The sequence below is a fragment of the Tropicibacter sp. S64 genome (assembly GCF_049803835.1).
Lineage (GTDB): Bacteria > Pseudomonadota > Alphaproteobacteria > Rhodobacterales > Rhodobacteraceae > Pacificoceanicola.
In genome coordinates this window covers 184,974-206,594 of record NZ_JBNAGK010000006.1, presented here as the reverse complement: position 1 = coordinate 206,594, position 21,621 = coordinate 184,974, and the positions used below count along the sequence as shown (strand labels likewise).

The window sequence follows — 21,621 nt, the reverse complement described above, 5'->3', positions numbered from 1 at the left end:
GGGGCGCTGGCTGTCCCCCGGACGCCCGGCTCGACGGCGTTTGGTACAAAACCAGCCGATTTTCGTACAGATTGTCGGGCCCGGGTATCGGCGCATTTGCCCGTTCAAGGGACGTTTGCTACGATTCGCGGCGTGTTTCGTACAGATTGCCCGTCTGGCGCGGCCGCTTCGGCGTCAGATCACCGAAACGCCAGAAAATTTCCTTAACGCGCCACTTTTTCCCCGTGGTGCGGGCTCCCACGCCTGCCCCGTCAGCAAGCCCCGGACCAGGGAAGACGGGCGCGCCCTGTCTTCTCTGGTCCGGCAAATACCTTCCGAAGCCGCCGCCGGATGCCTCCGACCGAGGGTGTCGCGACCGGGGGTGCGGGGGCGGAGCCCCCGCGTGGCGACGCGCGTCAGCGCGGCGCAAACCCTCTGCTGACGTCTATTCCGCCGCCCAGCCGCTCACGGCCTTGACCTCGACGAAGTCGTGGATGCCCCAGCTGCCCGCCTCGCGGCCATTGCCCGAGGCCTTCATGCCGCCGAAAGGAGCGCCAGCACCGCGGGCCTGGCCGTTCATTTCGACCATGCCGGAGCGCAGCTGCCTGGCGAGGCGGTGGCGGCGGTCCGCATCGGCCGACTGGACGTAGTTCGTGAGGCCATAGGGCGTGTCGTTGGCGATCTGAACCGCCTCTTCCTCGCTGTCGAATTTCAGGATCGAGAGCACCGGGCCGAAGATTTCCTCGCGTGCGATGGTCATGTCGTTCGTCACATCGGCGAACACCGTCGGGCGGACGTAGAACCCCTTGTTCAGCCCGTCCGGGCGGCCGAGGCCGCCGGCAACAAGGCGCGCGCCTTCGTCGATGCCCTTCTGGATCAGATCCTGGATCTTGCCCCATTGCGCGGCGTTGACCACCGGGCCGATGTGGCGGCCGTCTTCGGAGGCGGGGCCGACCGTCACCGCGCTTGCTACGGCGGCGGCTTCCTCGACGGCGGCGTCATAGCGCGACGCCTCGACGATCATCCGGGAGGGCGCGTTGCACGACTGCCCCGAGTTGTTCATCATGTGCAGCACGCCGCGCTTCACGGCCTTGTCGTCGGCATCGGCGAAGACGAGGTTCGCACCCTTGCCACCAAGTTCCAGGTGCACGCGCTTGAGCGTATCCGCGGCAGCCTTGGAGATGGCGGTGCCCGCGCGGGTGGAGCCGGTGAAGCTGACCATGTCCACATCGGGGTGCGCCGACAGTTGCGAGCCGACCCCGGCGCCATCGCCGTTCACAAGGTTGAAGACGCCCGGCGGGATGCCCGCCGCATCGACGATCTCGGCGAAGACCATGGCGTCGATCGGGCTTTCCTCGGAGGGTTTGAGCACCATTGTGTTGCCGGCCACCAGCGCCGCGCCGACCTTCAGGGTGACCTGGTTCATCGGCCAGTTCCACGGCGTGATGAGCGCGCAGACGCCCACGGCCTCATGGATGATGCGGGTGTCCGGGGCGTGTTCACCCAGCGGCTTTTCCCATTCGAAGGCCTTGGCGGCCGCGATGAAGTTCTTGAGGTGGAACGCGCCGGCGCCGGCCTGGCTGGTGCGGGCAAGGGCGATGGGCGCGCCCATTTCCATACTCATCGCCTGCGCGAGGTCCTCGGTGCGGCTGTTGTAGGCCTCCAGAAGGCGCTCGAGCGCAGCGATGCGCTCTTCCACCGGCGTGGCCATCCAACCGGGCAGCGCCGCCTTCGCAGCGGCGACCGCGGCATCGGTGTCGGCCTTGCCGCCGAGCGAGATCACCGCGCAGGGCTCTTCGGTCGAGGGGTCGATGACCTTGTGATCGGTCCCGTCGACCGGATCGACCCATGTTCCGTTGATGTAGAATTGTCTCTTTTCGAGCATGCGTGCCTCCCGTTAAGGATCTTGGGATTTTATCCGACCGGATGGTCGGTGATTGGCGGCACTCTGTCACCGGCCCGGCGCGGGCGCAAGGGGGGCTTAATATCGCTAAGTTAGAATATATCTAAATTGCGTTTACGACCGCCAGCGGAGATCCTAGATACGTGGGGGAACGCTGACAGAACCCCTGACAGAAAGGATGTCATCATGGCCTTGCGCATCAACTCCGAAATCCCGAACCTGACCGTCCCGACCGATCTTGGTGAGATCACGCTGCATGACTGGATCGGCGACAGCTGGGCGATCCTGTTCTCGCACCCGAAGGATTTCACCCCGGTCTGCACCACCGAGTTCGGTGCCGTGGCGCAGCTCTCGGACGAGTGGGCGAAGCGGAACACCAAGGTGATGGGCATCTCCGTCGATGGTGCTGCCGAGCACACCAAATGGAAGGGCGATATCGAGAAGACCTCCGGTGCGAAGGCGGGCTTTCCGATCGTGGCGGACATTGACCTGACCGTGTCCAAGGCGCTCGACATGCTGCCCGCCGATGCCTATCTGCCCGATGGCCGCACCCCGGCGGACAGCGCGACGGTGCGCTCCGTCTTCATCATCGCGCCGAACAAGAAGGTGCAGTTGATGATGACCTACCCGATGTCCGTGGGCCGCAACTTCGCCGAGATTCTGCGGGCGCTGGATGGGCTGCAGCGCACCTACGAGCAGCCGCTGGCGACCCCGGCGAACTGGGAGACCGGGCAGGACGTGATCGTCGCACTGTCGCTGGACAATGCCGCCGCCGAAGCGAAATACGGCGCGCTGGATATCAAGCTGCCCTACCTGCGGTTCGCAAAGGACCCGGCCTGAGCGGCGGACCCTTTCGGGCAAGACGAAAAGACATGGCAGCCCCCGGCGACAGAGCGCCGGGGGCTTTTGTTTTCCGGATCGTGCCCGGTCGGACAGCAGATGAGGCGCTTTTGGGGTGCTGTGCCGGTCGCCATCCATCGTGAGAGTTGCGCGGCCCGGCGGGGCGCCGTAATTTCCGCAGGCAGATCAGGAGATTGCTCATGCCCGACGCCTTCGTTCTCGGCTTCGAGACCGTCGCACCCGGAACCCGCCGCACCGTCGATCTGCCGGTCTCGGTGCTGTCGGATCACACGCCGGTGACGCTTTCGGCGCATGTGGTGCATGGCAAGCGGCCGGGTCCGGTGATGTTCGTCTCCGCCGCGATCCACGGCGACGAGGTGATCGGCGTAGAGATCGTGCGGCGTCTGCTGAAGGCGGCGCCGGTGTCGCGTCTGGCGGGCACGCTGATCGCGGTGCCGATCGTCAACTCCTTCGGGTTCCTGAACCAGAGCCGCTACCTGCCGGACCGGCGCGACCTGAACCGCTGTTTCCCGGGCCATGCATCCGGGTCCCTTGCCGCGCGGCTGGCGGAGCTGTTCATGCGCGAGGTGGTGCTGCGGGCCGACGTGGGGATCGACCTGCATTCGGCGGCGGTGGGCCGCGAGAACCTGCCGCAGATCCGCCTGACGCCCGGGAACAAACGGTTGAAGGCGTTGGGCGAGGCCTTTGCCGCGCCGGTGACGATGATGTCCAGGGTCCGCGACGGCTCGCTCCGGATGGAAGCGGAGCGGGCGGGTGTGGACGTGCTCCTGTACGAGGCGGGCGAGGGGTTGCGCTTCGATGAGTTCGCCGCCCGCGCCGGGGTGGCGGGCATCCTTCGGGTCATGGCGGCGCTGGAGATGATCCCGGAGCGCGGCGTGCCGAAGCCGCGCAAGCACGGGGTGCTGTGCGAGGGGTCGAGCTGGCTGCGGGCGCCGTCCGGCGGGCTGCTGCGCACCCTGAAGGCCAGCGGCGAATGGGTCGATCCGGGCATGGTGCTCGGCATCGTCACCGACCCGTTCGGCGAGCGCGAGGCGGAGATCGTGGCGGAAGAGCACGGCATCATCGTCGGGCGTTCGCATCTGCCGGTGGTCAACGAGGGCGACGCGCTGTTCCACATCGGCCGCCCGGAGAAGCCGAAGGCGGCAAAGGCGGCGGCGGGCGTGTTCGACGCGCACCCGGAGGTCCCGGCGATGTTCGACGAGGACGAGATCATCTGAGCCCGCGCCTGCGGCGGGGACTGGATTTTTTTAGAGTATTTTCAAAGAGAAGAAAGGGCGGGTTGCGCCCTGATCCGGTCCGTTGCACTCTGCGCCCGACTGCGAACGGGAGAGCGGGCATGGGCTTTACACTGGCAACTTGGAACATCAATTCGGTGCGGCTGCGGGCGGCGCTGGTCGAGCAGTTGCTGCGGGCGGAGAGCCCGGACGTGCTCTGCCTGCAGGAGTGCAAGGCGCCGGTGGACAAGCTGCCGCTGGAGGGATTCGCGGCACTGGGCTATGGCCATGTGGTGGCGCGGGGGCAGAAGGGCTACAACGGTGTCGCGATCCTGTCCAAGCTGCCGCTGACGGATCTTGGGGACCGGGATTTCGCCGGGCTGGGACATGCGCGGCATGTGGCGGCGCAGCTGGACAACGGGGTGGTGATCCACAATTTCTACGTGCCAGCCGGAGGCGACATCCCGGACCGGGAGCAGAACGAGAAATTCGGGCAGAAGCTGGATTATCTCGCGGAGATGCGGGACTGGTTCCGCGCCGCGCCGCCGGAGCGGTCGGTGCTGGTCGGGGACCTGAACATCGCGCCGCGCGAGGATGACGTCTGGGATCACAAGAAACTGCTGAAGATCGTCTCGCATACGCCCGTCGAGGTCGAGGCGCTGGCCGAGGTGCAGGAGGCAGGTGGCTGGGTGGATGTCACGAGGGCGGACATCCCGCAGGGCAAGCTGTATTCGTGGTGGTCCTACCGCGCGAAGGACTGGGACGCGGCGGACAAGGGGCGGCGGCTGGATCACGTCTGGGCGACGCCGGACATCGCCGGGGCGGCGCATTCGTCCAAGGTGTTGCGGGCCGCGCGGGGCTGGGAACAGCCGTCGGATCATGCGCCGGTGTTCGCGTCGTTTGATGTTTAGCCGGACGGTGGGTTGAAAACCCACCCTACGGACCGGGCCGGACGGTCCGTAGGGCGGGGCTGTGCCCCGCCGCCCTTGCAAGATGCGCGACGCTGGGCCATCTAGCAGGCAAGGAAACCGCAGGAGCGGAGGCTAACATGCTCGAACTGGGAAAAGGTCAGGCGCCGGTGGGCGATCTGGTCAAGGACATCACCGAGGCGGAGTTCATGGCGGAGGTCGTGGACGGCTCGCAGGACATCCCCGTCATCGTGGATTTCTGGGCGCCCTGGTGCGGCCCGTGCAAGACGCTGGGGCCGGCTCTGGAAGCGGCTGTCTCCGCGGCCCGGGGCGCGGTGCGCATGGTGAAGGTCAACGTCGACGAGGCGCAGATGATCGCCTCGCAGATGCGCATTCAGTCGATCCCGACTGTCTATGCCTTCTACAAGGGTCAGCCGGTGGACGGCTTTCAGGGGGCGCTTCCGGCGTCCGAGCTGAAGGCCTTCATCGAGCGCGTGGTGCAGGCGGCGGGGGGCGATGCCTCCGGCGGTCTGGATGACGCCATCGCGGCGGCTTACGAGATGCTGGAGCAGGGTGCGGCGGTGGATGCGGCGCAGACCTTCGCGGCGGTGCTGGGGGAGGACCCGGCCAATGCCAAGGCCTATGCCGGGATGGTGCAGGCGCATATCGCCATGGACGATCTGGAGCAGGCGGAGGCGATCCTCAACGGTGCGCCGGTGGAGATTTCCAAGGCGGCCGAACTGGAGGCCGCCCATGCGGCGTTGCAGCTGGCGAAGCAGGCGGCCAACGCCGGTCCGGTGGCGGAGTTGCAGGCCGCAGTGGATGCCGAGCCGGACAACCACCAGGCGCGGTTCGACCTGGCGCAGGCACTCTATGCCAATGGCGACGCGGCGGGCGCGGTGGCGCAGCTCCTGGAGTTGTTCCGGCGCGACCGGGAGTGGAACGACAGCGCGGCCAAGACCCAGCTGTTCACCATCTTCGACGCGCTCAAGCCGAACGATCCGGTGGTGTTGACTGGCCGGCGGAAATTGTCGTCGATGCTGTTTGCCTGAGGCCCGGCGCGGGCTACGTCGGCGGGTATGAAGACACGCATCGATCTGCCGGGGGTGATCCCCGTGTTCCCGTTGCCGGGGGCGCTCCTGCTGCCCCGGTCCCGGCTGCCGCTGCATCTGTTCGAGCCGCGTTACCTGACCATGTTGGAGGACTGCCTGAAGACCTCTCACCGGCTGATCGGGATGATCCAGCCGAGCGTGGTGCCGGGGCGTGCGGACAACGCGCTGCACCGGATCGGCTGTGCCGGTCGGGTGACGCAATTCTCCGAGACGGAGGACGGGCGCTACATGATCACGCTCAGCGGCCTGTCGCGCTTCCGGGTGCAGGCGGAGGTCGAGGGGTTCACGCCCTACCGCCGTTGCGAGGTCAGCTGGGACGGCTTCGAGCGGGACCGGGCCGGGTGCGAAGAGGATGAGGGGTTTCAGCGCAAGGCGTTCATGCGGCTGCTGGACAGGTATTTCACCGCGCGGGATCTGTCGGCGGATTGGCCGACGCTGGAGGATGCGGACGACGAGTTGCTGATCAACTCCTTGTCGATGCTGCTGGATTTCACGCCGGAGGACAAGCAGGCGCTGCTGGAGGCGCCGTCGCTGGCGACGCGGCGGGAGACCTTGGTGACCTTGATCGAATATGCCCTCCGGGGCGGTGAAGGGGATGTGATGCAATGAGCGAAAAGGCGTTCGATCCGCGGATGCTGGAGGCGCTGGTCTGTCCGGTGACGCAGTCCGGGCTGGATTACGATGTCGAGAAGCAGGAACTGGTCAGCAAGGCTGCCGGGCTGGCGTTTCCGATCCGGAATGGCATCCCGGTGATGCTGGTGGATGAGGCGCGGGCGTTGAAGGACTGAACCGGCCGCTTGCGCGTTCAGGCCGCGGCGGGGATGTAGGGTGGGTTTTCAACCCACCCTATCCGGGCTCGCCACGGATTTCCCGGATGGATCAAGAGGCCAACGTGGCCAGCGCCCGCATGAACACCGCCTCGTCGACGTTGCCGCCGGAAATCGTGGCGATCACCGTATCACCGTCCAGTTCGTCGCCGTGGAACAGCGCTCCGGCCAGCGCCACCGCGCCGCCCGGTTCGGCGACGACCTTGAGGTGGCGGAAGGCCAGCGCCATGGCACGCAGGACGTCGTCGTCGGAGACCACCACCCCCGGACCGCAGAGACGGGACGTGATCGGGAAGGTCAGCTCGCCCGGCGTCGGCGTCAGGATGGCGTCGCACAGTCCACCGGATTCCGAGGCGTTGCGCTGCCGTTCGCCGCAGGCGAGGGAGCGCGCGGTGTCGTCGTAGCCTTCGGGTTCGGCGGGATGGATCGTCATGCCGGGAGCGCGGGCTTCCAGCGCCAAGGCGATGCCGGCGGTCAGGCCACCGCCGCCGCAGCAGACCAGCACCTCGGCCTTCGCAATGCCCATCTGTGCCGCCTGTTCCGCGATCTCCAGACCGCAGGTGCCTTGTCCGGCGATCACCTCCGGCTCGTCGTAGGGTTTGATGAGGGTCAGACCGCGCTCCTGCGACAGCCTCTGACCGATCTCCTCACGGGCCTCGCGTCCGCGCTCATAGAGCACGACCTCGGCCCCGAGCGCCCGGGTGTTGCCGATCTTCAGGCTTGGTGCGTCGGAGGGCATGATGATGACCGCCGGCACGCCGTGCTCCCGCGCCGCCAGCGCCACACCCTGTGCATGATTGCCGGAGGAGAAGGCGATGACGCCCCGCGCGCGGATGTCTTCGGGCAGAGCGGAGACGGCGGACCAGCCGCCACGGAACTTGAAGCTGCCGGTGCGCTGCAGGCATTCCGGCTTGACCAGCAGCCGCCGCCCGGCGATCTCGTCCAGCGCCGGTGCCCCGAGCAGCGGCGTGCGGCGGGCGTGGCCTTGCAACCGCCTTGCGGCGGCTTCGATGCGGGTGATGTCCATGGAAGTCCTCGGGATTGCGCGTCTGGATAGGGCGGAGTGGGCCCCGGTTTGCCGCCCTTGTCAACGTGTCCCGGTCCCGGCATGCTGCGGGACATGATCGAACGGCAGGCAGAGGCGGAGGGTGTGCGCAGCATGGCGCTGTACTCGCCCTGCGAAACCTATCGCTACGGTCTGGCGCGTGTCTGGGACGCGGCGCTGCCGGGGGTGCTGTTCGTGATGCTCAACCCCTCGACCGCCGACGAACACCGCAACGATCCGACCATAGAGCGCTGCCAGCGGCGGGCGCAGGCCATGGGCTGCGGCGCGGTCCGGATTGCCAATCTTTTCGCCTTCCGCGCCACGCGGCCCGAAGACCTGCGTCGGGCCGCGGATCCCGTCGGGCCGCAGAACGAAGGCCTGCTGCGGGCCTGGTCCGGCGCGGCGGCGCTGACCGTGGCGGCATGGGGCGTGCATGGTACCTTTCTCGGGCAGGCGGCCCGGATTGCGCCGCTTCTGCAGGGCGACGTGCGGCACCTCGGCCTGACAAAGGGTGGCCATCCGCGCCATCCGCTGTATGTATCCTACAAGGTGAACCCGACAGAGTGGCCACGAGAGTCCCGTTATGCAGCTTGACCCGGAGCGTTCCGAACAATTCCATCAGGACCTGACACGGTTGGCGGACGAGGTGCACCGTCTGAACCGGCACAGGTTCATCCGGGTGCAGAATTCGTACTTCCGGATGATCATGTTCCAGTTCGTGCGCGGCCTTGCCATGGGGCTCGGGACGGTGGTCGGGGCCTCGGCGCTTGTCTCGGTCATGGTGTTGTTCCTGAGCCAGATCGAATTCATTCCGATCCTCGGCAACTTGGCGACGCAGATCATCGAGGAGATCCGCCCCGGCGAGCGTGAGATTACCCGGTGACCCGGTGCCCGGACCTTGCGGAGCGTTAACCAGCGTTAACCGCTTTGGGGGAATTCCATTGATCGGACTCTCCCGATGCCGGATAGTGGTCGCGGTGGAGTGCGAGGTTTCACATCATGTTCTTTCTTGCGGGCCTCATGGGAATGATGGTGCTGGGGTCGGTGGCCTTTGCCAGCCTGCCGATCGCGGGCGAGACCGACCATGCGGAGGAGGACACCGACGCGCAGGCAGGCGACGGACCGGGATTGTCCGGCGAGGATGCCGAGCCGGAAGATACCGGGAACGGTACCAGTATTCTGGACTTTGCGACGGGCGAAGGCGGCGACGCCGCCGTTGACGAGACCTCCGAGGACGCGGCGGACGCGGGGAGCACGGTGACCGCCAGCCAGCAGGCCGCGAGCCAGGCACCCGTAACCCAGACCGTCCACATGGATATCGGCTTGACCCCGAACCCGGGTCCGGTATCGCAGACCAGCACGCTGTTCGGCCGCATGGGGCTGATCAACATGCCGGGGTTGATCGAGGCGGGCAGCGATGCGGATGACACGCTGGACGGCACCGACCAGACCGATCTGCTGAACGGCGGCGCGGGTGACGACCTGATCGATGCGCGCGCCTCCGATGACGAGCTTTACGGCAGCGACGGCAACGACACGCTGCTGGGCGGCAGCGAGAACGACACGCTGCATGGGGGCGCCGGGGACGACGTGCTGTCCGGCGGCGCGGATGACGATCAGCTCTTTGGTCATGACGGAAACGACGTGATGTCCGGCGACGACGGCGGCGACGAGCTTTGGGGCGGTCTTGGCGACGACCTGATGGACGGCGGCGACGGAGACGACGCGCTGATGGGCCGCGAAGGGGCAGACACGCTGGCCGGCGGCCTCGGGCAGGACACGCTGTTCGGCGGTTGGGACAACGATCTGGTGATCGGCGTGGAGCGCGGCGGCGACGGCACGGACCAGGACGAGGGCGACTTCCTGAATGGTGGCGACGGCGCGGATACGCTGGTGGCGGGAGAGGGTGACACGGTGACCGGCGGCGACGGGGCCGATGTCTTCATGTTGGGTGACTGGATCGTTGACGACGCGGCGGACCTCGCCGATTTCGATGCAGGCGAGGACCAGATCGTGATCGTTTACGACGACGCAGGCGGGGCGGCCACGCCTGATCTCACCCTGCGTCTGAATGCCGACGATCCCGCCGTGACGGAGATCGTGGTGGATGGCACGGTTTTGGGGACCCTGACGACTGCTTCGGCCCCGGATGTAAGCACCATCGTTCTGGTGGGTGAAAGCGCTGCAGGGGCCTTTGTCTGACCTGTGCGGCGCGGATAGGCCGATCTTCCCAGAAATACCGGATCTGAGCGCGATTCAGGGGCTTTCCAAGAGACCGTGAATCGTCTATCAGCCCGCATCCACCCGGACGACGGGTGGATTTTCTCCACGGGCCCTGCTGGACGACATCCCGGCTTGCGCCATAACCCCATGATCCGAAAGGAGACCCCGATGTCGATTACGGTAGAAGAAAAAAACCGCCTGATGAAGGAATTCGCGACCAAGGAAGGCGACACCGGTTCGCCCGAAGTCCAGGTTGCCATCCTGACCTCGCGCATCTCGACCCTGACCGAGCACTTCAAGACGCACAAGAAAGACAACCATTCGCGTCGTGGCCTGCTCAAGCTCGTCGCCCAGCGCCGCAAGCTGCTGGACTATACCAAGGTCAAGGACGAAGCCCGCTACCAGGCCCTGATTCAGCGCCTCGGCATCCGCCGCTAAGCGCGCCCTAAGCCTGAAAAGGGCTCCGAGGGACAGTGAAACGCCCGTCTTCCACGCGGAAGGCGGGCGTTTTGGTGTCTGGAAGGTGAGCAGAATTTTAGACTAAAATTCTGCTCACCTTCCGCGTTCAGAAGTTGTGGCGCACCGGACCGCGGCAGCAGATGATGATGAACTGGCCGCCGCCTTCGACCAGGTGGAAGCCACGCAGCCGCACTTCGGCGATGAAGCGGTCGCGACCGACTTCCGCGTCCACGGCAAAAACAGAGCGCCGCACAACGCCGCCCTTTTTGCACGGATTGTGCCGAGAACAGCTGATCGAGCCAGAGGTCGGCCTGGGAGGCGCAAGGCAATTTCATCCCGCCAGGGTAGCGGATCGTGGTTAGCGAACCCTTACCGCGCCTCGAGATACAATCGAACCGCTTCCTGTACATGACGGAAACGGTCGCCGCCCAGATGCTTGCCGCCGTACCAACGCGTAACCACCACGATGTGGTTGGTCACTCCCTCGCGCTCTAGCATCCTCAGGATGACCATACCAGCGCCGCTCTCTCCGTCGTCGTTCTTGAGAGGCGCATCCGCCGTCAGACAGGCCCAGCTATTGTGGGTCGCCTTGGCGAACTTCTTGCGCCGCTTCAGCGCCTTGAGAAAGGCGGCGGCGTCATCGGCGGAGGTGCAGGACCCGCCGGAGACGGCGTAGCGCGAGCCACGGTCGGTGATGATGCTCTCGAGCACAAGCATGGCCTCCCGGGTAGGCAGGGTCGCGGGCTGGTGCAACCCTTTTGCGACCCCGGCGTTGAGAGGGCGAGACAAAGGAGATGCCAAATGGACCAATCCCTGACCCGACCGAATTTCGACGACTTCATGAAGGCGCGGGAGAATGCCGCGAGGGCCTATGTGACCGGCCGTGCGGACCTGTTGCTGGACCTTTCGGCACAGGAAGGCCCCGCGAGTTTCTTTGCACCAGATGGCGCTGTGGTCACGGGTGCCGCCTCGGTCAACGATGCGAACGCCCGGGGAGCGGAGCATTTCGCGCCGGGTGGCACGACCTTTTTCGAGGTGCTGGAGAGCGGCAGTTCGGACGAGTACGGTTACTGGGTCGGCTACCAGGCAGCCAAGGTGGAGGTGGACGGCAAGGCGCAGGAGATGCGCCTGCGGGTTACGGAGATATTCCAGATGGGCGCGGAGGGCTGGAAGCTGATCCACCGTCACGCCAGCCCGGCCAGTTGACCGCCGGGAGCGGGCTAAGCTCGGATCAAAAAAAGGCCCCGACATCCTCGCCGGGGCCTTCGGACGCATCCCGTGAGTGTCACACAGTGTCCGTTACCAGTACGTGCCTTTTGATGACTTCAGCTTACCCGGTCATTGGTAAAGAAACCCTGAAGTTCCCCGCAAATTCCGGCGAGTCCGCTCAGCCTTCCGCGGCGGCGCGCAGACGGTCCTGCAGGGAAACCAGAGTGCCGTGCAATGCGGTGGCCTCTTCGTAGGTCAGGCCCGTGCATTCGAGAAAGCGTGCGCCGACGGTTTCGGCCGGAGATTGAAGCGCGCGGCCTGCTTCAGTCAGATCGATTCGGACCTGGCGTTCGTCGGCCGTGCCGCGCGACCGTGTGATCAGGCCCCGCGCTTCCAGGCGTTTGACAAGCGGCGTCAGCGTGTTGCTCGTCAGTTTTACGTCCCGGCCCAAGGCGCCCATTGTCACACCATCTTCCCGCCACAGGGCCGCCATGACGAGATACTGCGGATAGGTCAGCCCAAGCTCTTCCAACAGCGGCCTGTAGCTTTGTTGCATGGCATGGCTGGTTGAATACAGCGCAAAGCAGAGCATGTCTTTGGGGGCGAGGGTCATGAGTGCAAACTATGTCGTGCACGACAAGATCGCAAGGGTTGACGTTTTCAGGAGCGGTTTATATCGTATGCGATATAAGCGTGTACGACAAAGAGGAGATATCCCATGAGCGTCGATGTGAAATACTGGACCGAAGCCCATGCGACCGGCGAAGGGCGCAATGGCACGGCGGGGCTCGCCGATGGCAAGCTGACCGTGACGATGACCAGCCCTGTCGAGTTGGGTGGTTCGGGCAAGGGGCATAACCCGGAAGAGCTTTTCGCCACCGGTTATGCCGCCTGTTTCCTTGGCGCGATGCGGTTTGCGGCAAGCAGCGAAAAGCTGGGCACCGTTCCGGCGGATGCAAAGGTCAAGGCCCACGTCGGGATCGGTCCGCGCAGCGATGGCGGCTTCGGGCTGGCGGTCAAGCTGGTTGTGTCCCTGCCCGGCGTGGACCGTGACATTGCGGAAAAGATCGTCGAGCGCGGGCACTTCATCTGCCCGTATTCGAACGCAACCAAGGGCAATATTTCGGTCGAGACCGAACTCGCCTGACCGGGCGGCGCCGCAGCGTCAAAAAAAATAGGGCACCCGAGTGGGTGCCCTGCGTCGTTTCGCGGTCCGGCCAGGCCGAAGATCAGGCGTCTTCTTCCTTGGTCTTCTTTTCCTGGACGATCTCTTCGCCGGTTTCCTGGTCCACGCACTTCATGGACAGGCGGACCTTGCCGCGATCGTCGAAGCCGAGCAGCTTGACCTTCACGTCCTGACCTTCCTTGAGGACGTCGGACGGGTGGTTCAGGCGGCGGTTCTCGATCTGGGAGACGTGCACGAGGCCGTCCCGCTTGCCGAAGAAGTTCACGAAGGCGCCGAAGTCGACGATCTTCACGACCTTGCCGTCATAGACCTTGCCCTCTTCCGGCTCGGCCACGATCGACCAGATCATGTCGTAGGCCTTCTTGATCGAGTCGCCGTTCGGGGAGGCGATCTTGATGATGCCTTCGTCGTTGATGTCGACCTTCGCACCAGAGACTTCGACGATCTCGCGGATCACCTTGCCGCCCGAGCCGATGACTTCGCGGATCTTGTCGGTCGGGATCTGCATGGTCTCGATGCGCGGGGCGTGCACGGAGAACTCGGAAGCTTCGGACAGGGCCTTCGCCATTTCGCCGAGGATGTGCAGACGGCCTTCTTTCGCCTGTGCCAGTGCGGTCTTCATGATCTCCGGCGTGATGCCAGCGACTTTGATGTCCATCTGGAGCGAGGTGATGCCCTTCTCGGTGCCAGCCACCTTGAAGTCCATGTCGCCGAGGTGATCCTCGTCGCCAAGGATGTCGGTCAGAACCGCGTAGTCGCCGTCATCTTCCAGCACGAGACCCATGGCCACACCGGCCACCGGCGCCTTGAGCGGCACACCGGCGTCCATCATCGAGAGCGAGCCGCCGCAGACGGAGGCCATCGAGGACGAGCCGTTGGATTCGGTGATCTCGGACACGAGACGCAGGGTGTAGGGGAAGTCCGTCGCCGCGGGCAGGACGGCCTGCAACGCGCGCCATGCCAGCTTGCCGTGGCCGATCTCGCGGCGACCCGGGGAGCCGACGCGGCCCACTTCGCCGACCGAGTAGGGCGGGAAGTTGTAATGCAGCATGAAGTTGGATTTGAAGTTGCCGTGCAGCGCGTCGATGAACTGCTCGTCATCGCCGGTGCCTAGGGTGGTCACCACCAGCGCCTGGGTCTCGCCCCGGGTGAAGAGCGCGGAGCCGTGGGTGCGCGGCAGCAGGCCGGTTTCCGACACGATCGGGCGGACCTCGTCGAGCGCGCGGCCGTCGATGCGGCGCTTGTTCTTGACCACGTCGGAGCGCAGGACGACGGACTCGAGCTTCTTCAGCGCGGAGCCGAGGTTCTCGTCGGCCAGCTGCTCTTCGCTCAGAGCGGCCTTGATTTCGTCCTTGGCGGCGGAGACGGCGGCGACGCGCTGTTGCTTGTCGGTGATCGCGTAAGCGGCCTTCATCTTGTCTTCACCGGCGGCTTTCACGGCCTCGTAGAGCGCGGAGTAATCCGGCGGGGTGAAGTCGAAGGGTTCCTTCGCGGCTTCCTCGGCCAGCTCGATGATCAGGTCGATCACCGGCTGGATCTGCTCGTGGGCGAACAGGACCGCGCCGAGCATTTCCTCTTCGGTCAGCTCATAGGCCTCGGATTCGACCATCATCACGGCGTCCTTGGTGCCGGCGACGACGAGGTCGAGACGCTGCTCGGGGTTCTCGCGGAGACCCTGCATGTCGTCGACGGTCGGGTTCAGGACGTATTCACCGTCTTCGAAACCGACGCGGGCACCGGCGATCGGGCCGCGGAAGGGCGCGCCGGAGATGGTCAGCGCGGCGGAGGCGGCGATCATCGCAACCACGTCCGGGTCGTTGACGAGGTCGTGGCTGAGCACGGTGCACATCACGAGGACTTCATTCTTGAAGCCGGGGACGAAGAGCGGGCGGATCGGACGGTCGATCAAACGGGCGGTCAGCGTTTCCTTTTCGGTCGGCCGCGCCTCGCGCTTGAAGAAGCCACCCGGAACCTTACCGGCGGCGTAATATTTTTCCTGGTAGTGGACGGTGAGCGGGAAGAAGTCCTGCCCTTCCTTCGCGGCCTTCGCGAAGGTGACGTTGGCCATGACGGAGGTCTCGCCCAGCGTGGCGATGACGGTGCCGTCGGCCTGGCGGGCGATCTTGCCCGTTTCCAGCGTGAGGGTCTCTTCGCCCCACTGCATCGACTTTTTCGTTTCTTTGAACATCGTGTATCCTTATGGGAGCACTCCCGGCCCTCCGGGTCTCCCGTTTGACTGGCGGCCCCATTGCCGCCGCCCCCTTCATCATGCCATGCGCCGGGGACAAAGCGTCACGTCTCAGATGGGGGGCGCATACAGGTTTTTCGGGCTTTTGGAAAGCGACGAAAGCGTGTGTGGCAAGCGAAAACGGCGGAAAAGCACGGGGATCCGGGCCCATGTGCGGCGGGGTTTGCTTGCACGCGGGTCCGCCGGGGCCTAGCCTTGGACACATGCCTTGTGCGACAGATCGTTTTCATGGGACCTTTTTCATGCTTGCTGCCCTCGCCGCCGCCCTTCTGACTGCCGGATTTGTCGCGTCCGCCGACGCCAGCACGATGACGCCCGCCCCGGTGCAGGCCTCCGGTCTGACGGTACAGGCGACCTATGCCGGGACGGTGGCGACGGCGAGCAGCAGCACGAACATCGCCGAGCCGGTGGCCATCGACGGTGCGCTCTATGTCGTGGACCAGGGGGCGCGGACAATCTCCATACAAGGGCCGGGCGGGCCGAAGGTGATCCTCGACGAGAGCGGCCTGCCGCCGGGTCTGACCCTCGCCAGCACGGCCGGGATCACCAACATCGCCGGGGCAGGGGGCAAGGCCTATGTCGGCTATTTCGCGTCCACCCTGCCAAGCGGTTTCGGCACGCCTGCGCCCTTGCCCGACGATCCGGCATACAGCCAGGCGAACCCGCGCTATGACCTGATCTACAGCTACGACATCGCGCCGGATGGCAGCCTGACCAACCCGGTGCCGCTCGCGGCTTTCGAGGCGCGGACCTTCGGGCATCATGGCGGCGGGATGCTGGTGTTGCCGAACGGCGACCTGCTCTATGCGCGGGGAGACAACCTGAACCAGAACTACGACGGGCTGTCCGCACCACAGGACGACGGCTCGACGCTGTCCAAGCTGCTGGTGATCGACGGCGCAACCGGCGCGGTGACGGTGGCGGCCAAGGGTGTGCGCAACGTGCAGCACCTGACATGGACCGACGCCAGCCAGACGGCGATTGCGTTTTCCGACATCGGCTGGACCGTGGCTGAGGAGATCAACGTCGTCTCACTGGCGGAGCTGCTGGACACCGGGGTGGTGGAGAATTTCGGCTGGGGCCGCGGCGGCGATGGTCTGGCGCGGGAGGGGACCTTCTATGTCAGCGAAGGGCCGGAAGCCGCCGCGACGGTCACCGGACTTGCGCCGCTCGGCGAGGCCGGGTTCGTGCAGCCCTTCGCCCAATTCGGGCGCGAGGATCACGACGGCTTCTTTGCGGTGACCGGGCCGGTGGCGTCGGAGGTGTCCTTCTCCAGCATCGGTCTGCTGTTTGGTGATCTCGTCAATGGCTCGCTCTATGCCACGCTGGCCGGGGCGACGGGGGCGCTGAACACGGTGTATGCGGTGCAGCTGCTGGACGCCTCCGGGCAAGCGACGACGCTGCAGGCGTTGCTCGGGCTGGACCGGGTGGACCTGCGGTTCTTCCTGTTTGCCGATGGCAGCGCGGGACTGCTTGCGGAACAGAGCGGCGCGCTCTATCGCTTGACGCAGATCGCGCCGGTGCCCTTGCCCGCGACCTTGCCGCTACTGCTACTCGGTCTGGCTGTGCTGGCCCGCCGCCGCCAATCCTGACAATCCTGACAATCAGATCCGGAAACCCGATGAAAACCAAGCTCTTCGGCGATATCGCCTTCGACGACCATGACGCCGTTCTCCCTGCGCAGGGGCCACTGACCGCGCCGGTGCCGCTCGACATGGACGAAATGGACCTGACGCCGGATGCTGTGCGGGCGCTTGCCGGGTTTCTCGACAGCCTCCCGGCGCATCTTGAGGCCATCGAGGCGCGGTTCATCGCGGACTACGACGAGATCGCCGACTTCGTGCCGGGCTGGCTCGCGGAGGAACTGCCGGAGGAGTTCTCCCGTGTCTTCGGAGGGATGAAGCCCGAAACGGTGGGGGCCAAACAGCTGTGGTCCATCCTGCGGCTGACGCGCATCTGGGCGTCAGAGCAGGATACGGTAGTGCTCGATTTCCAGATGACCGGCTTCGATGTCGATCACATGCTCGGCGTTTACATGACACTGGATGGCGCAATCACGGAGATCGGCATCGAGTCCTGAGCGCTTTGACAAAAAAAAGGCCCGGGTGGTAGCCCGGGCCAGTCCAACAGGGAGGTGCGTGTGATGACCCGCACACGCAACGGGTGTTCATGAAAGAATGATGCCAGTCTTTATGGTGTCCGTGCAATGCGACTTTGATCTGGGTCAAAAAAAGCTGCTTCGGTCAGGTATTTTTGCATCAGTCCCGTATTAAACTTTACGAAACAAGCCGGTAGCCGCCGGATTCCGTGACCAGAAGCGAGGCGTTCGAGGGGTTCGGCTCGATTTTCTGGCGCAACCGATAGATGTGCGTCTCAAGCGTGTGAGTCGTCACGCCCGCGTTGTAGCCCCAGACCTCGTGCAGCAGCGTGTCGCGCGGGACGACGCCCTCGGTGGCACGGTAGAGGAACTTGAGGATGTTGGTTTCCTTCTCCGTCAGGCGGATCTTCTTGTCGTCTTCGGTCACCAGCATCTTCATCGCGGGCTTGAAGGTATAGGGGCCGACGGTGAACACCGCATCCTCGGACTGCTCGTGCTGGCGCAACTGGGCGCGAATGCGGGCGAGAAGGACGGGGAATTTGAAGGGCTTGGTCACGTAGTCGTTGGCCCCGGCGTCGAGCCCGAGAATGGTGTCCGCGTCGCTGTCATGTCCGGTCAGCATGATGATCGGCGCCTTGACTCCCTGCTTGCGCATCAGGCGACAAAGTTCGCGGCCATCGGTGTCGGGCAGGCCAACGTCGAGGATGACCAGTTCGTAATTCTGTTCCTTGACGCGAGCCATGGCGGTGGTGCCGCTGTCCGCTTCGAAGACCTCGAAATCCTCGGTCATGACCAGTTGCTCGGCCAGCGCCTCGCGCAGATCGTCGTCGTCGTCCACCAGAAGGATATTCTTGAGCTGTGCCATGGAAATGACCTCCGTCTTGCCTTTCCGGTGAGATGTGGACATTTTGCCGGTCCGGCAAGGAATGCTGCAACGCGTTCACGGCCTCGTGTCCGGGGCGTGGGAATGTTACAGAAAACCCTGCCCTTTGTTACAGATGATGGACCTGCCATGGCCTTTTCACCGGACCTGAACGAAACGCTGAGCCGTGCACGGGCGGACCTGCGCATGGGCGTTCCGGTGGTGCTCGAAGGCGCGCAGGGCGCGGCGCTGATCGCCTCGGCGGAAACCCTGAGCCCGGCGCGGCTGCGCGGGATGATGGCACTTGGGGCGGTGGACCTGGTTCTGACCGGGCGGCGGGCGGAGACGCTGAAGGCGCGGGCCTATGATGGCGATGTGGCGCGGGTCGTCCTGCCCGACGACGCGGCGATGTCCTGGGTCCAGGCGTTGGCGGACCCGGCCGATGACCTCTCGGTGCCGATGAAGGGCCCGCTGCAGACACGGCGCGGCGGCGATGCGGCGCTGCATCGGCTGGCGGTGGCCCTGTGCAAGACCGCCCGACTTCTGCCCGCGGCACTGGTGGTGCCGGTTGAGGGTGGCATCGCGGCGGCGCAGGGGCTGGTGTCCCTGCAGGCGGAGGCGGTCGCCCCGGCCCTGGAAGCGCTGCCCGCGCTGGTGCATGTGGTCTCGGCCAAGGTTCCGCTCCGTGCGGCGGAAAATGCCCGGCTGCATATCTTCCGCCCGGAAGACGGCAGCGACGAGCATTACGCCATCGAGATCGGCCACCCGGACCGCGCCGCGCCGGTGCTCGCCCGCCTGCATTCGGCCTGTTTCACCGGCGATCTGCTGGGGAGCCTCAAGTGCGACTGCGGCCCGCAGCTGAACGCGGCGCTGATGCGGATGGGGCAGGAGGGCAGCGGCGTGCTCTTGTACCTCAATCAGGAGGGGCGCGGCATTGGCCTTGCCAACAAGATGCGCGCCTATTCCCTGCAGGATCAGGGCTTCGACACGGTGGAAGCGAACCACAGGCTTGGCTTCGAGGACGACGAGCGCGATTTCCGGCTCGGGGCGCAAATGCTGGACACCATGGGGTTTTCCTCGGTCAGGCTTCTGACCAACAACCCGGCGAAGGTGGCGATGCTGAAGCACTGTGGAATAACGGTGACGGAGCGTGTGCCGCTGAAGGTCGGCGAGACCGCGTTCAACGCCCGCTATCTGGCGACGAAGGCGGAGAAATCCGGGCATCTGTTTTGACCAGCCGCGACGAGCGCGGCACGAAGGCGCCGCTCTGGCGCAAGGTCAATACGCGCACCCACGGGGTCCATCATCGCGGCGGTGGCGGCACCAAGGCGCGGCATCTGCGGGGGACAAAGGCGGCGGACGATACCGCACACCCGGCGCATGGCATGGCGCAAGGGGTCCGGCACGGTGTGGATTACACGCCGCTCTACCGGTTCCTTTTGTCCAAGGTCGGGGAACCCTGGGAAACCGTCCATGCGGAAGCGGTTTCCCGGCTCGACCGAGAGGGGGCGATCTTTCATGTGGTCGACCTCGATGGCTCGGATGGCCCGCTCGCCCGCACCGGCGAAAGCAGCTACATGGCTCGGTTGTGCGTGGACGGGAACGGGCGGCTGGCATGGGTCGATCCGGACCTGCGCATCGAACATCTTTTCCCGGCCTGTTCCTGCTGCACACACACCTTCAACGGCAAGCCTTTCGTCAACCGGTATGATCCCGAGAAGCGTGGATTGATCCACCGTTGACCCTTGCGGGCTGCTCCTGCCTGATTAAGTCTGCATCCAAAGGAGACCGACATGCGCTATTCCCTGCTCGATTTGTCCCCCGTGCCCGAGGGATTCACCGCAGCCGATGCCCTGCGCAACACCGGCGATCTGGCGCAGCACGCGGAGCGGCTCGGCTATCACCGCTACTGGATGGCCGAGCACCACAACATGCCGGGTATCGCCTCGGCGGCAACGGCGGTGCTGATCGGCCATGTGGCGGGACTGACGAAGACCATGCGGGTTGGTGCAGGCGGCATCATGCTGCCGAACCATGCGCCGCTGGCGGTGGCGGAGGCGTTCGGCACGCTGGCGACGCTCTACCCGGGAAGGATCGACCTCGGCCTCGGCCGCGCGCCGGGCGGCGATCAGGCGGTGATGCAGGCGCTGGGCGTGCATCACGCCCGCGCGGAAAACTTCCATAACGAGGTGGCCGAACTGCGCGAGCTTTTCGGACCCGAGAACCCGGACCGCCGGGTGCGGGCACTGCCGGGGGAGGGCACCGGCGTGCCGCTCTGGATTCTCGGGTCGTCCCTGCACGGCGCACAGGTGGCGGCGATGCTGGGCCTGCCCTATGCCTTCGCCTCGCACTTTGCCCCCGCCGCGCTGGAGCAGGCGTTCGAGGTCTACCGGCGCTACTTCAAGCCCTCCGAAAGCCTCGACAAGCCACACGCCATGATGGCGGTCAACATCTTCGCCGCCGACACGGAAGCCGAGGCACGGCGGCTGCGCACGACGATGCAGCTCGGCTTCTACCGGCTCAGGACCGGCAGGCCCGGCAAGCTGCCTGCCCCGGTGGATGACCTGTCCGCCGTCGTGCCGCAAGCTGCCCTACCTGCGGTGAACGAGGCGCTCCGGATTACGGCGGTAGGCGCTCCGCCGCAGGTCGAGGCGCAACTCCGCGCCTTGATCGAAACCCACCGCCCGGACGAGGTGATCTTCACCGGGCAGATCCACGATCACGCCGCCCGCAAGCGCAGCTTCGAGATCGCGGCGCAGGTCATGCAACGGATCAACAGCGAGGCTGTGGCCGCATGACGGCCATGGACATGGTGCTGACCCCGGGCGGGTTGCGCTTTGCCGGTCGCCTCTGGCCCTGCACCATCGGGCGGGGCGGCGTGGTGACGGACAAACGCGAGGGCGACGGCGGCACGCCAGCCGGGGTGCACCGCATCACCGGCATGCTGTACCGCCCGGACCGCATGGCCCGGCCCGCGCCCTGGGCGGAGCCCATCGGGCCGGGCGATCTCTGGTCCGACGATGTCAGCGCCGCCGCCTACAACCAATGGGTCAAAGCCCCCTATGCGGGCAGCCACGAAAGGCTCCACCGCGCCGACAGACTTTACGATCTGATTCTGCTGACCGACTGGAACTGGCCGAAGGCGATCCCGGGTAAAGGCTCCGCCATCTTCCTGCACCGCTGGCGCAGACCTGGCTTTCCGACAGAGGGCTGCATCGCCTTCCGGCCATACCACCTTCGGCAGATTGCTGATCGCGTAAACCCGGGCACGAAACTCATCATCAGCCCGGGCCTGCGCCGCGCTGCGATCTGACTGCGCCGTCCCGAAATCTTCTCTGGTCCTGAAATACCGCGGGGTCCGGGGCAGAGCCCCGAAGAAAATTTTGTCCCGGCAAAATTTTTCCGCGCCGAAGGCGCGTCGGGGGGGCGGCCCCCCCCCCGCGCCCCCCCCACCCCCCCGGCGGCCCCCCCCCCCCGCCACCAAACC

Annotated in this window: 25 protein-coding genes; 18 read left to right on the top strand and 7 right to left on the bottom strand. The window is 65.6% G+C overall.

Translation table 11 applies throughout. From position 1 onward, the window contains the following. Positions 1-424 precede the first annotated feature (424 nt). Positions 425-1,864 carry an aldehyde dehydrogenase family protein gene (locus ACP159_RS11745; RefSeq protein WP_425099906.1) on the bottom strand — a complete coding sequence of 480 codons (1,440 nt, stop codon included), beginning with the start codon at positions 1,862-1,864 and terminating at the stop codon, positions 425-427. Positions 1,865-2,068: 204 nt separating this feature from the next. Here ACP159_RS11745 and ACP159_RS11740 point away from each other — a divergent pair, with 204 nt between their 5' ends. The 6 genes from ACP159_RS11740 (at position 2,069) to ACP159_RS11715 (ending at position 6,765) form a co-directional block, all read left to right on the top strand. Next, positions 2,069-2,722 carry a peroxiredoxin gene (locus tag ACP159_RS11740; protein ID WP_425099905.1) on the top strand — a complete coding sequence of 218 codons (654 nt, stop codon included), beginning with the start codon at positions 2,069-2,071 and terminating at the stop codon, positions 2,720-2,722. A gap of 200 nt (positions 2,723-2,922) precedes the next feature. Then, the gene (locus ACP159_RS11735) at positions 2,923-3,960 is read left to right on the top strand and encodes a succinylglutamate desuccinylase/aspartoacylase family protein (RefSeq protein ID WP_425099904.1); all 1,038 of its coding nucleotides are present in this window, start codon (positions 2,923-2,925) and stop codon (positions 3,958-3,960) included. A 119-nt stretch (positions 3,961-4,079) separates the two neighbouring features. Beyond that, the gene (locus ACP159_RS11730) at positions 4,080-4,868 is read left to right on the top strand and encodes an exodeoxyribonuclease III (RefSeq protein ID WP_425099903.1); all 789 of its coding nucleotides are present in this window, start codon (positions 4,080-4,082) and stop codon (positions 4,866-4,868) included. A gap of 137 nt (positions 4,869-5,005) precedes the next feature. Continuing rightward, entirely contained in the window at positions 5,006-5,917 is a 912-nt protein-coding gene (gene trxA / locus ACP159_RS11725) for a thioredoxin (RefSeq protein WP_425099902.1), read from the top strand. A gap of 27 nt (positions 5,918-5,944) precedes the next feature. Continuing rightward, the gene (locus ACP159_RS11720; protein WP_425099901.1) at positions 5,945-6,586 is read left to right on the top strand and encodes an LON peptidase substrate-binding domain-containing protein; all 642 of its coding nucleotides are present in this window, start codon (positions 5,945-5,947) and stop codon (positions 6,584-6,586) included. Then, positions 6,583-6,765: a Trm112 family protein gene (locus ACP159_RS11715; RefSeq protein ID WP_425099900.1), complete on the top strand. Its 183-nt coding sequence runs from the start codon at positions 6,583-6,585 to the stop codon at positions 6,763-6,765. Before ACP159_RS11720 ends, ACP159_RS11715 begins: the two co-directional genes overlap by 4 nt. Positions 6,766-6,856: 91 nt before the next feature. Here ACP159_RS11715 and ACP159_RS11710 read toward each other — a convergent pair whose 3' ends face one another. Next, positions 6,857-7,831: a threonine ammonia-lyase gene (locus ACP159_RS11710; RefSeq protein ID WP_425099899.1), complete on the bottom strand. Its 975-nt coding sequence runs from the start codon at positions 7,829-7,831 to the stop codon at positions 6,857-6,859. Positions 7,832-7,924: 93 nt separating this feature from the next. On the opposite strand from ACP159_RS11710, the gene ACP159_RS11705 reads away from it, so the two are divergent. The 4 genes from ACP159_RS11705 (at position 7,925) to rpsO (ending at position 10,510) form a co-directional block, all read left to right on the top strand. Then, on the top strand, positions 7,925-8,443 hold the full coding sequence (locus tag ACP159_RS11705) for a DUF1643 domain-containing protein (protein ID WP_425099898.1): 519 nt from the start codon (positions 7,925-7,927) through the stop codon (positions 8,441-8,443). Beyond that, positions 8,433-8,732, top strand: a complete 300-nt coding sequence (locus tag ACP159_RS11700; RefSeq protein ID WP_425099896.1) for a DUF5665 domain-containing protein — start codon at positions 8,433-8,435, stop codon at positions 8,730-8,732. The genes ACP159_RS11705 and ACP159_RS11700 overlap by 11 nt, the downstream gene beginning before the upstream one ends. Positions 8,733-8,848: 116 nt before the next feature. After that, positions 8,849-10,051 carry a calcium-binding protein gene (locus tag ACP159_RS11695; RefSeq protein WP_425099895.1) on the top strand — a complete coding sequence of 401 codons (1,203 nt, stop codon included), beginning with the start codon at positions 8,849-8,851 and terminating at the stop codon, positions 10,049-10,051. A 189-nt stretch (positions 10,052-10,240) separates the two neighbouring features. After that, positions 10,241-10,510 (top strand): 30S ribosomal protein S15, encoded by a 270-nt coding sequence (rpsO, locus tag ACP159_RS11690; protein ID WP_425099894.1) that lies wholly within the window; start codon positions 10,241-10,243, stop codon positions 10,508-10,510. 127 nt (positions 10,511-10,637) lie between these two features. Here rpsO and ACP159_RS11685 read toward each other — a convergent pair whose 3' ends face one another. Together ACP159_RS11685 and ACP159_RS11680 are read right to left on the bottom strand one after the other, a co-directional pair. Continuing rightward, a complete protein-coding gene (locus ACP159_RS11685; RefSeq protein WP_425099892.1) occupies positions 10,638-10,784 on the bottom strand; it encodes a hypothetical protein in 147 nt (48 codons plus the stop codon). A 116-nt stretch (positions 10,785-10,900) separates the two neighbouring features. Beyond that, positions 10,901-11,248: a YigZ family protein gene (locus ACP159_RS11680; protein ID WP_425099891.1), complete on the bottom strand. Its 348-nt coding sequence runs from the start codon at positions 11,246-11,248 to the stop codon at positions 10,901-10,903. A gap of 84 nt (positions 11,249-11,332) precedes the next feature. Here ACP159_RS11680 and ACP159_RS11675 point away from each other — a divergent pair, with 84 nt between their 5' ends. Next, the gene (locus ACP159_RS11675; protein WP_425099890.1) at positions 11,333-11,737 is read left to right on the top strand and encodes a YybH family protein; all 405 of its coding nucleotides are present in this window, start codon (positions 11,333-11,335) and stop codon (positions 11,735-11,737) included. A 181-nt stretch (positions 11,738-11,918) separates the two neighbouring features. Here ACP159_RS11675 and ACP159_RS11670 read toward each other — a convergent pair whose 3' ends face one another. Further along, on the bottom strand, positions 11,919-12,353 hold the full coding sequence (locus ACP159_RS11670; protein ID WP_425099889.1) for a MarR family winged helix-turn-helix transcriptional regulator: 435 nt from the start codon (positions 12,351-12,353) through the stop codon (positions 11,919-11,921). 105 nt (positions 12,354-12,458) lie between these two features. On the opposite strand from ACP159_RS11670, the gene ACP159_RS11665 reads away from it, so the two are divergent. Next, on the top strand, positions 12,459-12,887 hold the full coding sequence (locus tag ACP159_RS11665) for an organic hydroperoxide resistance protein (RefSeq protein WP_425099888.1): 429 nt from the start codon (positions 12,459-12,461) through the stop codon (positions 12,885-12,887). A gap of 82 nt (positions 12,888-12,969) precedes the next feature. Here ACP159_RS11665 and pnp read toward each other — a convergent pair whose 3' ends face one another. Further along, a complete protein-coding gene (gene pnp / locus ACP159_RS11660) occupies positions 12,970-15,114 on the bottom strand; it encodes a polyribonucleotide nucleotidyltransferase (protein ID WP_425099887.1) in 2,145 nt (714 codons plus the stop codon). A gap of 302 nt (positions 15,115-15,416) precedes the next feature. On the opposite strand from pnp, the gene ACP159_RS11655 reads away from it, so the two are divergent. Both ACP159_RS11655 and ACP159_RS11650 read left to right on the top strand, forming a co-directional pair. Next, positions 15,417-16,766, top strand: coding sequence for a hypothetical protein (locus tag ACP159_RS11655; RefSeq protein WP_425099886.1), 1,350 nt, complete (start codon positions 15,417-15,419; stop codon positions 16,764-16,766). Between the two features lie 29 nt (positions 16,767-16,795). After that, positions 16,796-17,254: a hypothetical protein gene (locus tag ACP159_RS11650; RefSeq protein WP_425099885.1), complete on the top strand. Its 459-nt coding sequence runs from the start codon at positions 16,796-16,798 to the stop codon at positions 17,252-17,254. A 196-nt stretch (positions 17,255-17,450) separates the two neighbouring features. On the opposite strand, the gene ACP159_RS11645 is transcribed toward ACP159_RS11650, so the two are convergent. Beyond that, a complete protein-coding gene (locus ACP159_RS11645; RefSeq protein ID WP_425100021.1) occupies positions 17,451-18,137 on the bottom strand; it encodes a response regulator transcription factor in 687 nt (228 codons plus the stop codon). Between the two features lie 147 nt (positions 18,138-18,284). Here ACP159_RS11645 and ribA point away from each other — a divergent pair, with 147 nt between their 5' ends. From ribA to ACP159_RS11625, 4 genes are read left to right on the top strand one after another with little or no spacing between them, the layout of a single operon-like run. Further along, entirely contained in the window at positions 18,285-19,367 is a 1,083-nt protein-coding gene (ribA, locus tag ACP159_RS11640; protein ID WP_425099884.1) for a GTP cyclohydrolase II, read from the top strand. Beyond that, complete coding sequence (locus ACP159_RS11635; protein ID WP_425099883.1) at positions 19,364-19,876, top strand: hypothetical protein; 513 nt, start codon at positions 19,364-19,366, stop codon at positions 19,874-19,876. Before ribA ends, ACP159_RS11635 begins: the two co-directional genes overlap by 4 nt. A 51-nt stretch (positions 19,877-19,927) precedes the next feature. Further along, positions 19,928-20,932: an LLM class flavin-dependent oxidoreductase gene (locus ACP159_RS11630; protein WP_425099882.1), complete on the top strand. Its 1,005-nt coding sequence runs from the start codon at positions 19,928-19,930 to the stop codon at positions 20,930-20,932. After that, positions 20,929-21,447, top strand: a complete 519-nt coding sequence (locus tag ACP159_RS11625) for a L,D-transpeptidase family protein (protein ID WP_425099881.1) — start codon at positions 20,929-20,931, stop codon at positions 21,445-21,447. The genes ACP159_RS11630 and ACP159_RS11625 overlap by 4 nt, the downstream gene beginning before the upstream one ends. The last annotated feature ends 174 nt before the right edge of the window (positions 21,448-21,621 follow it).

What these genes read in the sequence shown, in the direction of transcription:
- ACP159_RS11655 (WP_425099886.1), top strand. Translation starts at nt 15,417, where the DNA reads ATGCTTGCTGCCCTCGCCGCCGCCCTTCTGACTGCCGGATTTGTCGCG.
- ACP159_RS11745 (WP_425099906.1), bottom strand. Translation starts at nt 1,864, where the DNA reads ATGCTCGAAAAGAGACAATTCTACATCAACGGAACATGGGTCGATCCG.
- ACP159_RS11700 (WP_425099896.1), top strand. Translation starts at nt 8,433, where the DNA reads ATGCAGCTTGACCCGGAGCGTTCCGAACAATTCCATCAGGACCTGACA.
- rpsO (WP_425099894.1), top strand. Translation starts at nt 10,241, where the DNA reads ATGTCGATTACGGTAGAAGAAAAAAACCGCCTGATGAAGGAATTCGCG.
- ACP159_RS11665 (WP_425099888.1), top strand. Translation starts at nt 12,459, where the DNA reads ATGAGCGTCGATGTGAAATACTGGACCGAAGCCCATGCGACCGGCGAA.
- ACP159_RS11710 (WP_425099899.1), bottom strand. Translation starts at nt 7,831, where the DNA reads ATGGACATCACCCGCATCGAAGCCGCCGCAAGGCGGTTGCAAGGCCAC.
- ACP159_RS11735 (WP_425099904.1), top strand. Translation starts at nt 2,923, where the DNA reads ATGCCCGACGCCTTCGTTCTCGGCTTCGAGACCGTCGCACCCGGAACC.
- ACP159_RS11670 (WP_425099889.1), bottom strand. Translation starts at nt 12,353, where the DNA reads ATGACCCTCGCCCCCAAAGACATGCTCTGCTTTGCGCTGTATTCAACC.
- ACP159_RS11730 (WP_425099903.1), top strand. Translation starts at nt 4,080, where the DNA reads ATGGGCTTTACACTGGCAACTTGGAACATCAATTCGGTGCGGCTGCGG.
- ACP159_RS11680 (WP_425099891.1), bottom strand. Translation starts at nt 11,248, where the DNA reads ATGCTTGTGCTCGAGAGCATCATCACCGACCGTGGCTCGCGCTACGCC.
- ACP159_RS11675 (WP_425099890.1), top strand. Translation starts at nt 11,333, where the DNA reads ATGGACCAATCCCTGACCCGACCGAATTTCGACGACTTCATGAAGGCG.
- ACP159_RS11625 (WP_425099881.1), top strand. Translation starts at nt 20,929, where the DNA reads ATGACGGCCATGGACATGGTGCTGACCCCGGGCGGGTTGCGCTTTGCC.
- trxA (WP_425099902.1), top strand. Translation starts at nt 5,006, where the DNA reads ATGCTCGAACTGGGAAAAGGTCAGGCGCCGGTGGGCGATCTGGTCAAG.
- ACP159_RS11720 (WP_425099901.1), top strand. Translation starts at nt 5,945, where the DNA reads ATGAAGACACGCATCGATCTGCCGGGGGTGATCCCCGTGTTCCCGTTG.
- ACP159_RS11695 (WP_425099895.1), top strand. Translation starts at nt 8,849, where the DNA reads ATGTTCTTTCTTGCGGGCCTCATGGGAATGATGGTGCTGGGGTCGGTG.
- ACP159_RS11705 (WP_425099898.1), top strand. Translation starts at nt 7,925, where the DNA reads ATGATCGAACGGCAGGCAGAGGCGGAGGGTGTGCGCAGCATGGCGCTG.
- ACP159_RS11630 (WP_425099882.1), top strand. Translation starts at nt 19,928, where the DNA reads ATGCGCTATTCCCTGCTCGATTTGTCCCCCGTGCCCGAGGGATTCACC.
- ACP159_RS11740 (WP_425099905.1), top strand. Translation starts at nt 2,069, where the DNA reads ATGGCCTTGCGCATCAACTCCGAAATCCCGAACCTGACCGTCCCGACC.
- ribA (WP_425099884.1), top strand. Translation starts at nt 18,285, where the DNA reads ATGGCCTTTTCACCGGACCTGAACGAAACGCTGAGCCGTGCACGGGCG.
- pnp (WP_425099887.1), bottom strand. Translation starts at nt 15,114, where the DNA reads ATGTTCAAAGAAACGAAAAAGTCGATGCAGTGGGGCGAAGAGACCCTC.
- ACP159_RS11645 (WP_425100021.1), bottom strand. Translation starts at nt 18,137, where the DNA reads ATGGCACAGCTCAAGAATATCCTTCTGGTGGACGACGACGACGATCTG.
- ACP159_RS11650 (WP_425099885.1), top strand. Translation starts at nt 16,796, where the DNA reads ATGAAAACCAAGCTCTTCGGCGATATCGCCTTCGACGACCATGACGCC.
- ACP159_RS11715 (WP_425099900.1), top strand. Translation starts at nt 6,583, where the DNA reads ATGAGCGAAAAGGCGTTCGATCCGCGGATGCTGGAGGCGCTGGTCTGT.